This is a genomic window from Micromonospora sp. NPDC049081 (genome assembly GCF_040648835.1).
In the GTDB taxonomy this organism is placed as follows: Bacteria; Actinomycetota; Actinomycetes; order Mycobacteriales; family Micromonosporaceae; genus Micromonospora; species Micromonospora antibiotica.
On record NZ_JBEZEK010000028.1, the window covers coordinates 66,050 to 74,754 of the forward strand.

An 8,705-nucleotide genomic window follows, 5' to 3' on the forward strand; every position below is an offset into this window, starting at 1 on the left:
CGGGTCGGGCCGCCCCCGGTCGGGCCGCCCTCCCGCCGGCCGCCCTCCCGCCGGGCCGCCCTCCCGCCGGCCGCCCTCCCGCCGGGCCGGCGCACCGGACCGCTGGGGGAGCGGGTACGACCGCCCGGTCCGGCCGGGCGGAAAAAGTGACACGGTGCCGCCGGTGCGGAGCGGATACGATGGGCGTATCGTCCGCACGCCGTGCCAGCAGGGCACGGCGCGAGATGGAAGCAGGTGGCGCAGGGCCCCACGGCCCGACCTATGACCGGCACCCCACCTCCCGGCCCGCCCCGGGTGCAGACCAGGATCACGGTTCCCGATGCCAAGATCATGGTCAACCTGCTCGGCGCGGGCGACGAGATCCTGCGACTCGTCGAACGTTCGGTCACCAGTGACGTGCACGTCCGTGGCAACGAGATCACCATCACCGGTGCGCCTGCGGACAATGCTCTCGCCGAGCGCCTCTTCAGCGAGCTGCTCGAACTGATCGAGAAGGGCGAGACCCTGACCACTGACGCTGTCCGGCGTACCGTCGGCATGCTCGAACAGGGCGGCACCGAGCGGCCCGCCGAGGTGCTCACCCTCAACATCCTCTCCCGGCGCGGGCGCACCATCCGCCCCAAGACGCTGGGCCAGAAGACGTACGTCGACTCGATCGACGCCAACACGATCGTGTTCGGCATCGGCCCGGCCGGCACCGGCAAGACCTACCTGGCGATGGCGAAGGCCGTCCAGGCGCTGCAGGCCAAGCAGGTCAGCCGGATCATCCTGACCCGGCCGGCGGTCGAGGCGGGCGAGCGGCTGGGCTTCCTGCCGGGCACCCTGAACGAGAAGATCGACCCCTACCTGCGCCCGCTCTACGACGCGCTGCACGACATGCTCGACCCGGAGTCCATCCCGAAGCTGATGGCGGCCGGCACCATCGAGGTCGCGCCGCTGGCCTATATGCGGGGTAGGACCCTTAATGACGCTTTCATCATCCTGGACGAGGCGCAGAACACCACGCCCGAGCAGATGAAGATGTTCCTCACCCGGCTCGGTTTCGGTTCCAAGATCGTGGTGACCGGTGACGTCACCCAGGTGGACCTTCCCGGCGGGACGGCCAGCGGGCTGCGGGTGGTCCGGGAGATCCTGGCAAACGTCGAGGATGTGCACTTCGCCCAGCTCTCCAGCGCGGACGTTGTCCGGCACCGGCTGGTCGGGGAGATCGTCGACGCGTACGCCCGCTGGGACGAGCGGGAGAACCAGCAGGCGCAGGGCGTGCACGCCGTGCCGGGGCGGACCGCCCAGGGCGGCCGGGCCGGCCGCCGCCGCTAACCAACCAGAGGAAGACAGTTGTCCATCGAGATCGCCAACGAGTCCGGTGTCGAGGTCGACACCGACTCCGTGCTCGCCGTGGCCCGGCACGCCCTCGACGAGATGGGGGTCAACCCGCTCGCCGAGCTGTCCGTGCTGCTTGTCGACATCGGCTACATGACCGAGCTGAACCATCGTTGGATGGGCGGTGACGGCCCCACCGACGTGCTCGCCTTCCCCATGGACGAGGGCAGCGTCGACCACGGCCCGGGGGAGAGCGCCCCGGCCAGCGGTGAGCCGGCCCTGCTCGGTGACATCGTGCTCTGCCCGGAGGTGGCGGCGAAGCAGGCGGCCACCGCCGGGCACACGGCCGCTGACGAGCTGCACCTGCTCACCGTGCACGGGGTGCTGCACCTGCTCGGCTACGACCACGCCGAGCCGGAGGAGGAGCGGGAGATGTTCGCCCTCCAGGCCCGGTTGCTGGCCAGCTGGCGGTCGACCCGGTCCCGGTGATGGACATAGTCGCGGCCGGCCCGACCGCCGGCCTTCCCGATCTTCAGCTGATCTTCTTCGCGGCCGGGCTGGTGGTGCTCGCCGGCCTGATCGCGATGACCGAGGCCGCGCTGGCCGCGGTCTCCCCGGCGCGGGCCGCGGAGCTGGCCCGCGACGGGGCGCGCGGCGCGCGTACCCTCCAGGCCGTCGCCGGTGACGTGGTCCGCCACCTCAACCTGTTGCTGCTGCTCCGGCTGCTCGCCGAGTTGACCGCCACCACCCTGGTCGCCCTGGTGGCGGTGGACAGCTTCGGCGCGGGCTGGCGGGCGGCGCTGGTGACCGCCGGGGCGATGACGGTGGTCAGCTTCGTGGTGGTCGGGGTGGCCCCGCGCACCCTGGGCCGGCAGCACGCGTACGCGGTGGGTCGGGCGGTGGCGCCGTTGGTGCGTTGGCTGGGTCGGGCGCTCAACCCGCTGGCCTCGCTGCTGATCCTGATCGGCAACGCGGTCACCCCGGGGCGCGGTTTCCGGGAGGGGCCGTTCGCCACCCAGGTTGAGCTGCGGGAGTTGGTCGACCTGGCCGAGCAGCGGGGGGTGGTGGAGCACGGCGAACGCCAGATGATCCACTCGGTCTTCGCGCTCGGCGACACCATCGCCCGGGAGGTGATGGTGCCGCGCACCGAGATGGTGTGGATCGAGGAGGGCAAGGCCCTCTCCCAGGCGTTGGCGTTGTTCCTGCGTTCCGGGTTCTCCCGCATCCCGGTGATCGGGGAGAGCGTCGACGACGTGCTCGGTGTGCTCTATCTCAAGGACCTCATCCGGCATACCCGGGGTGGTGACCTGCGGGCGCACCAGACCCCGGTGGCCGAGCTGATGCGACCGGCGACGTTCGTGCCGGAGTCCAAGCCGGTCGACGACCTGCTGTCGGAGATGCAGGCCGCCCGCAACCACCTGGTCATCGTCGTCGACGAGTACGGCGGCACCGGTGGCCTGGTCACCATCGAGGACATCCTGGAGGAGATCGTCGGTGAGATCACCGACGAGTACGATGTCGAGCGCCCGCCGGTGGAGCACCTGGCCGACGGCGCGGTCCGGGTCACCGCCCGGCTGCCGGTGGAGAACCTGGGCGAGTTGTTCGACACCGACCTGCCCACCGACGAGGTGGAGACGGTCGGTGGCCTGTTGGCGCAGGCCCTGGGGCGGGTGCCGATCCCGGGTGCCGACGCCGAGGTGGCCGGCCTGAAGCTGGTCGCCGAGGGCACCACCGGCCGACGTAACCGGATCGACAGCGTGCTGGTCAGCCGGGTGCCGTCGACCGGGGGCCCCGATTCCCGTGACAACCAGAACAGCACCGAGGAGAGGCAACCCGCCGATGCCTGAGACACCCGCCGTGCCGGCTGCCCGGCCCACCCCGTCCGATCCGGCCGAGTTGAGCGCCGAGGACGGCAAGCTGGTCGTGCTGGCCCGTGGCGCCCGGGCCCGGGTGGCTGCCGTGGAGGGCGCGGCGGTCCGCGACCAGGACGGCCGGACGTACGCTGCGGCGAGCGTTTCGCTGCCCTCGTTGACCGTCACGGCGCTCCAGTTGGCGGTCGCCTCGGCGGCGGCGGCGGGGGCGAGCCGGTTGGAGGCGGCGGCGGTGGTGACCGAGGCGTCGACCCTGGACGGGGCGGGGCACGCGGCGGTGCGGGATCTGGCTGCGGACGCGCCGATCCATGTGGCCGCCCCGGACGGCACGGTCCTCGGCACGGTGGTCGAGTGACCGGCGTGGAGCAGCGGCCGTACCGGGCGGGTTTCGGGTGTTTCGTCGGGCGGCCGAACGCCGGCAAGTCGACGCTGACCAACGCCATCGTCGGCACCAAGATCGCGATCACCTCCAACAAGCCGCAGACCACCCGGCACGTGATCCGGGCGGTGCTGCACCGGCCGGAGTCGCAGCTGGTCCTGGTCGACACCCCCGGCCTGCACCGGCCCCGGACGCTGCTCGGTGAGCGCCTCAACGACCTGGTGCGCACCACCTGGACGGAGGTCGACGTGATCGGCCTCTGCATTCCGGCCGACGAGCCGGTGGGTCGGGGCGACCGGTTCATCAGCGGCGAGTTGAGCGAGTTGAAGGCCACCGTGCTCGCGGTGGTGACCAAGACCGACCTGGTCGACAAGCGGCGGTTGGCCGAGCAGTTGCTCGCGGTCAGCGAGCTGGCCGACTTCGCCGCCGTGGTGCCGGTCAGCGCGGTCTCCGGGCACCAGGTGGACACCCTGGTCGACGTGATGACCGGTTACCTGCCGCCGTCGCCGCAGCTGTATCCGGACGACATGCTCACCGACGAGCCGGAGCAGGTGCTGGTCGCCGAGCTGATCCGGGAGGCGGCCCTGGAGGGGGTCCGCGACGAGCTGCCGCACTCCATCGCCGTGGTGGTGGAGGAGATGATCCCCGAGGGTCAGCTCATGAAGATCTATGCCGACGTCTACGTCGAGCGGCCCAGCCAGAAGGCGATCGTGCTGGGTCACCGGGCCAGCCGGCTCAAGGAGGTCGGCACCACCGCCCGCAAGCAGATCGAGGAGCTGCTCGGCACCCGGGTCTATCTGGACCTGCACGTGCGGGTGGCCAAGGAGTGGCAGCGGGACCCGAAGCAGCTGCGCAAGCTGGGTTTCTGACCCGTACGCCGGGGTGAAATCCGGACACCGATATGGGAAGTTTCACGTCAGGCCCCGATTAGCAGCGGTTTCACAGGTCGGGTGCGCAGGGTAGGGGACGTTCATCCGTCCCCGACATAGATGCAGCCTGATGCGTAATCGATATCTGGACCTGCTCCGTTTCCTGGCCATCGTCCGGGTCGTGGTCTACCACGTCACCGGGCTGGCCACGCTGACGCTGATCTTCCCGGCGATGTCGATCATGTTCGCCCTGGCCGGGTCGCTGATGGCGGCGTCGATGGACCGGTACGGCGTGTCCGCGCTACGGCGTCGGTTGCGCCGTCTGCTGCCCTCGCTGTGGGTGGTGGCGGTGATCTTCGTGCCGGCCATGCTGCTCACCGGGCTGGAGTTCACCCCCCGGGTGGTGATCTGGTTGTTCCCGATCACCGACCCGCCCGCCAACTACTGGGGCGGGCTCGCGCTCAGCCCGATCTGGTACCTGCGGGACTACCTGTGGTTCCTGCTCGCCTCCCCGGTGGCGCTGTGGCTGTTCCGCCGGGCCCCACTGCCCACCCTGGCCGCCCCCTACCTGCTGCTGGTCGCGATCGAGGTGGGTCTCCTGCCGACCACCTCGGCGGTGCCGCGCGACTTCGGCCTCTATTTCGGGGCCTGGCTGCTCGGCTTCGCCCACCACGACGGCATGTTGCGCCGGCTGGCCGACCGGGTGCTGGTGCCGGCGGCGGTGCTGCTGGCCGGGGCCGGCGCGGCGTGGATCCTCACCCACCCGGGGCCGCGCGGCTACGACCTCAACGACATCCCGCTCGGCAACGCCCTGTGGTCGGCGGCGTTCATCCTGGTGGTCATCGGCCGGGCCCCGGCCACCGCCGCCTGGGTGGACCGGAACCGGATCTTCAGCCGGCTGGTGACGGTGGCGAACCGGCGCGCGTTGACCGCCTACCTGTGGCACATGCCCTTCGTGGTGGCGCTCACCCCGCTGGTGGGCCTGGTCGGCTGGTCACCCCGGGACCCGTGGGGGCTGGCGATCCGGGTGGTGCTGGTCTTCCTCCTGGTCGCGGTGGTGACCCTGCTGGTCGGCTGGGTGGAGGACGTGGCGGCCCACCGCCGCCCCGAACTGGTCCCCGGCCGCCCGCACCCCCGCCCGGTGACGGCGTCGCCCGGCGCCCCGGCGCCCCGGACACCCGAGGCCGACACCGCCGAGATCAGGGCCCGCTGAGGTACGCCACCCGCTCAGCGCTGCACGACCGTCACGTTTCCGCTGCCGGCCTCCAGATCCAGCACCAGCGGCGCGCCCGGGTCGTTGGTGACCCCGATCTCGGTGTTCCCCGAGTCGACATTCGACTTCACCCGGTACCGGCCGGCCGGCACCGTCAGCTCGACGTCCCCGCTGCCGGCGTGGGCCCGCGCCGAAGCCGGCCTGCTCAGGGTGAGCGTGATGTTGCCGGAACTGGTCTCGGCGGAGACGTCGCCACCGAGCCGGGTCCCGGTGACGTCGCCGGAGGCGGCCCGCAGGTCGACCGGCCCGGTGACGTTGAGCACCTCGATGTTGCCCGACCCGGTCTCGGCCCGCACCGGGCCGCCCGCCTCGATGATCCGGATGTTGCCCGAGCCGAGGGTGAAGTCGACCGAGCCGATCCTGGTCAGGTCCACGTCACCCGAACCGGTCTCCCCCTGCACCCGCACCCCGGGCGGGGCGGTCACCTCGTACGACACCGAGCAGCGGGGACCGCACCCGGTGTCCAGCACCAACTCGTCACCGGTGATCTCGTACGTGGTGTCCGGCTGGTCACCCTGGTAACGGAGCACCCGCTTGACGCGTACGCCGGTGGCGGGGCCGGTCGCCCGGACCACCACGTCCCCGGAGCCGGGCCGTACGGTGATCCGGGCGATCTTCGCCGCCTCGGTGGTGTCGAAGTCCAGCCGCCGGAAGGAGAGCGTGTCGCACCCGGTGACGAGGATGAGGGCGGCGGTCGCACCCAGGGCGACCGCGCTGCGGGGAAGAGCCATGCCCAGCAACCTACGACCGTCTCCACCTGCGGCACATCGGGGGCGAAGCGCGGGCCCACCCCGAGCCGACCCTGATTTCCCACCCCGAGGGAGAATGACCGGATGGCCGGGTACCGCCGACAGCTCTACCGCGACGACGCGGTGGTGCTGCGCGTGCAGAAGCTGGGCGAGTCCGACCGGATCATCACGCTGCTGACCCGCCGGCACGGCCGGTTGCGCGCGGTGGCCCGGGGGGTACGCCGCACCACCAGCAAGTTCGGCGCCCGGCTGGAACCGTTCGGCCACGTCGACCTGCAACTCGCCGGCGACCCGAAGGGCAACACCGGCAGTTCGCTGCACAGCGTCAGCCAGGTCGAGGGCATCGACCTGTACGGCAAACGTTTCCTCGGGGACTACCCCCGGTACACGGCGGCCAGCGCGATCGCGGAGACCGCCGAACGCCTCACCCCCGTCGAGCGGGAACCGTCGCTGCGGCTGTTCCAGCTCACCCTCGGCGCGCTCAAGGCGTTGTCCCGGGGTGAGCACGCCACCACGCTGGTGCTCGACGCCTACCTGCTGCGCGGGATGAGCCTCGCCGGGTGGGCGCCCGCGTTGACCGCGTGCGCGGTCTGCGGCACCCCGGGGCGGCACCGGGCGTTCTCCGTACCCGCTGGGGGTGCGGTCTGCCCGGACTGCCGGCCACCCGGCGCGGCCCACCCCGCGCCGGCCACCATCGACCTGATGTCCGCCCTCACCAGCGGCGACTGGCAGGTCGCCGACGCCACCGCCACCGGGGTACGCCGGGAGTGCAGCGGCCTGGTCGCGGCGCACCTGCAGTGGCACCTGGAACGCGCGCTACGCTCGCTGCCGCTGGTCGACCGGGGTGGCCCGACGCCCGGTGCGCCGGACACCGGCCCGGTGGGCGGCGGGCCGACGGGGGACGACGGGGGTGCCCCGGGTGGCCGGGTGCCGCCGCCCCGGGTCGGCGTGGAGGGTGGGGACAAGGAGATGACCGAGTGATCCGATCGTTGAGGGCCGACCGGCGGACGCCGGTGCCGCCGACCCCGCACCCGTCGGGCGCCCGGCCACCGGCGCTGCCCGCCGAGGCGCTGCCGAAGCACGTCGCCGTGGTGATGGACGGCAACGGCCGGTGGGCCAAGGAGCGCGGACTGCCCCGTACCAAGGGCCACGAGCAGGGCGAATACAGCCTCTTCGACACCGTGGAGGGGGCGATCGAGCTGGGCGTGCCCTACCTGTCGGCGTACGCCTTCTCCACCGAGAACTGGCGGCGCTCGCCGGACGAGGTCCGCTTCCTGATGGGCTTCAACCGGGACGTCATCCGCCGTCGCCGCGACCAGCTGGTCGACCTGGGGGTGCGGGTGGTCTGGTCGGGGCGGGCGGGCCGGCTGTGGAAGAGCGTCATCTCCGAGTTGCAGACCGCCGAGGAGATGTCCCGGGGCAACTCGACACTGACCCTCCAGTTCTGCGTCAACTACGGCGGCCAGGCCGAGATCGCCGACGCCGCCGCCGCGATCGCCCGGGAGGTGGCCGCCGGCCGGCTCGACCCGGACAAGGTCACCGAGAAGACCGTGGCGAAGTACCTCTACCACCCGGAGGTCCCCGAGGTCGACCTCTTCCTGCGCCCCTCCGGCGAGGAACGGATCTCCAACTTCATGCTCTGGCAGTCGGCGTACGCGGAGCTGGTGTTCCTGGACACCCTCTGGCCGGACTTCGACCGCCGCCACCTGTGGTACGCGTGCGAGCTGTACGCCCAGCGGGACCGCCGGTTCGGCGGCGCGCTGCCCAACCCGGTCGCCCCGCCGCGCTGACCGGACCACGGTTGGTGATCTCACCGTCGGGGTATCCCCTGGTGAGCAGCCAATCGCGGAGGTGAGCACTCATGATTCAGAAGCGGATCGCACAGTGGGCGGTCATGGCGGTCGCCGTGCCGCTGGCCGCGGCGGGCGCCCGCCGGCTGAGCCACACCCTGGAGGCCCGTCGCGGCCCCAGCGGGGTGAGCCGGATGCTGAGCCGGGGCGCCGACGTGCTGCGCCCGCAGAAGGCCCGCCGTCGGCGGTTCTGGTGACCGCCGCCCGGCCGGCCGCACACCGCTGACCAACCCCGGCAACGGGCCGACGGATGTCGCGCCCCTGCCGGTCACCTGTCGGCCCGGATCGCCGTGGACCGACGGCCGGGCCCAGGCGTGAGAATGCCCCGCCGTTGCGGCACGTGCCGCAACCGCCGGGGCTTAGTAAAGTCCTCCCCCCCCCGCGGGGGGCGGCC

Annotated in this window: 10 protein-coding genes; 9 read left to right on the forward strand and 1 reads right to left on the reverse strand. The window is 72.1% G+C overall.

All coding sequences use genetic code 11. From position 1 onward, the window contains the following. The first annotated feature begins 261 nt into the window (after window positions 1-261). From AB0B63_RS28135 to AB0B63_RS28160, 6 genes are all read left to right on the forward strand, one after another. Window positions 262-1,317 carry a PhoH family protein gene (locus tag AB0B63_RS28135; protein WP_357024089.1) on the forward strand — a complete coding sequence of 352 codons (1,056 nt, stop codon included), beginning with the start codon at window positions 262-264 and terminating at the stop codon, window positions 1,315-1,317. An 18-nt stretch (window positions 1,318-1,335) separates the two neighbouring features. Then, window positions 1,336-1,809 carry an rRNA maturation RNase YbeY gene (ybeY, locus tag AB0B63_RS28140; protein ID WP_208570106.1) on the forward strand — a complete coding sequence of 158 codons (474 nt, stop codon included), beginning with the start codon at window positions 1,336-1,338 and terminating at the stop codon, window positions 1,807-1,809. After that, window positions 1,785-3,167: a hemolysin family protein gene (locus tag AB0B63_RS28145; protein ID WP_208570146.1), complete on the forward strand. Its 1,383-nt coding sequence runs from the start codon at window positions 1,785-1,787 to the stop codon at window positions 3,165-3,167. The genes ybeY and AB0B63_RS28145 overlap by 25 nt, the downstream gene beginning before the upstream one ends. Then, on the forward strand, window positions 3,160-3,546 hold the full coding sequence (locus AB0B63_RS28150) for a cytidine deaminase (RefSeq protein WP_208570105.1): 387 nt from the start codon (window positions 3,160-3,162) through the stop codon (window positions 3,544-3,546). The genes AB0B63_RS28145 and AB0B63_RS28150 overlap by 8 nt, the downstream gene beginning before the upstream one ends. Then, on the forward strand, window positions 3,543-4,439 hold the full coding sequence (era, locus tag AB0B63_RS28155; protein WP_208570104.1) for a GTPase Era: 897 nt from the start codon (window positions 3,543-3,545) through the stop codon (window positions 4,437-4,439). Before AB0B63_RS28150 ends, era begins: the two co-directional genes overlap by 4 nt. 130 nt (window positions 4,440-4,569) lie before the next feature. Further along, on the forward strand, window positions 4,570-5,652 hold the full coding sequence (locus AB0B63_RS28160; RefSeq protein ID WP_357024094.1) for an acyltransferase: 1,083 nt from the start codon (window positions 4,570-4,572) through the stop codon (window positions 5,650-5,652). Window positions 5,653-5,666: 14 nt separating this feature from the next. Here AB0B63_RS28160 and AB0B63_RS28165 read toward each other — a convergent pair whose 3' ends face one another. After that, window positions 5,667-6,443 (reverse strand): DUF4097 family beta strand repeat-containing protein, encoded by a 777-nt coding sequence (locus tag AB0B63_RS28165; RefSeq protein WP_357024096.1) that lies wholly within the window; start codon window positions 6,441-6,443, stop codon window positions 5,667-5,669. Window positions 6,444-6,545: 102 nt separating this feature from the next. Between AB0B63_RS28165 and recO the strand changes: the two genes are divergently transcribed. The 3 genes from recO (at window position 6,546) to AB0B63_RS28180 (ending at window position 8,508) form a co-directional block, all read left to right on the forward strand. After that, complete coding sequence (gene recO / locus AB0B63_RS28170) at window positions 6,546-7,442, forward strand: DNA repair protein RecO (protein ID WP_208570101.1); 897 nt, start codon at window positions 6,546-6,548, stop codon at window positions 7,440-7,442. 32 nt (window positions 7,443-7,474) lie between these two features. Next, window positions 7,475-8,251 (forward strand): isoprenyl transferase, encoded by a 777-nt coding sequence (locus tag AB0B63_RS28175; protein ID WP_208570145.1) that lies wholly within the window; start codon window positions 7,475-7,477, stop codon window positions 8,249-8,251. 71 nt (window positions 8,252-8,322) lie between these two features. Then, entirely contained in the window at window positions 8,323-8,508 is a 186-nt protein-coding gene (locus tag AB0B63_RS28180; RefSeq protein WP_357024099.1) for a hypothetical protein, read from the forward strand. Window positions 8,509-8,705 lie beyond the last annotated feature (197 nt).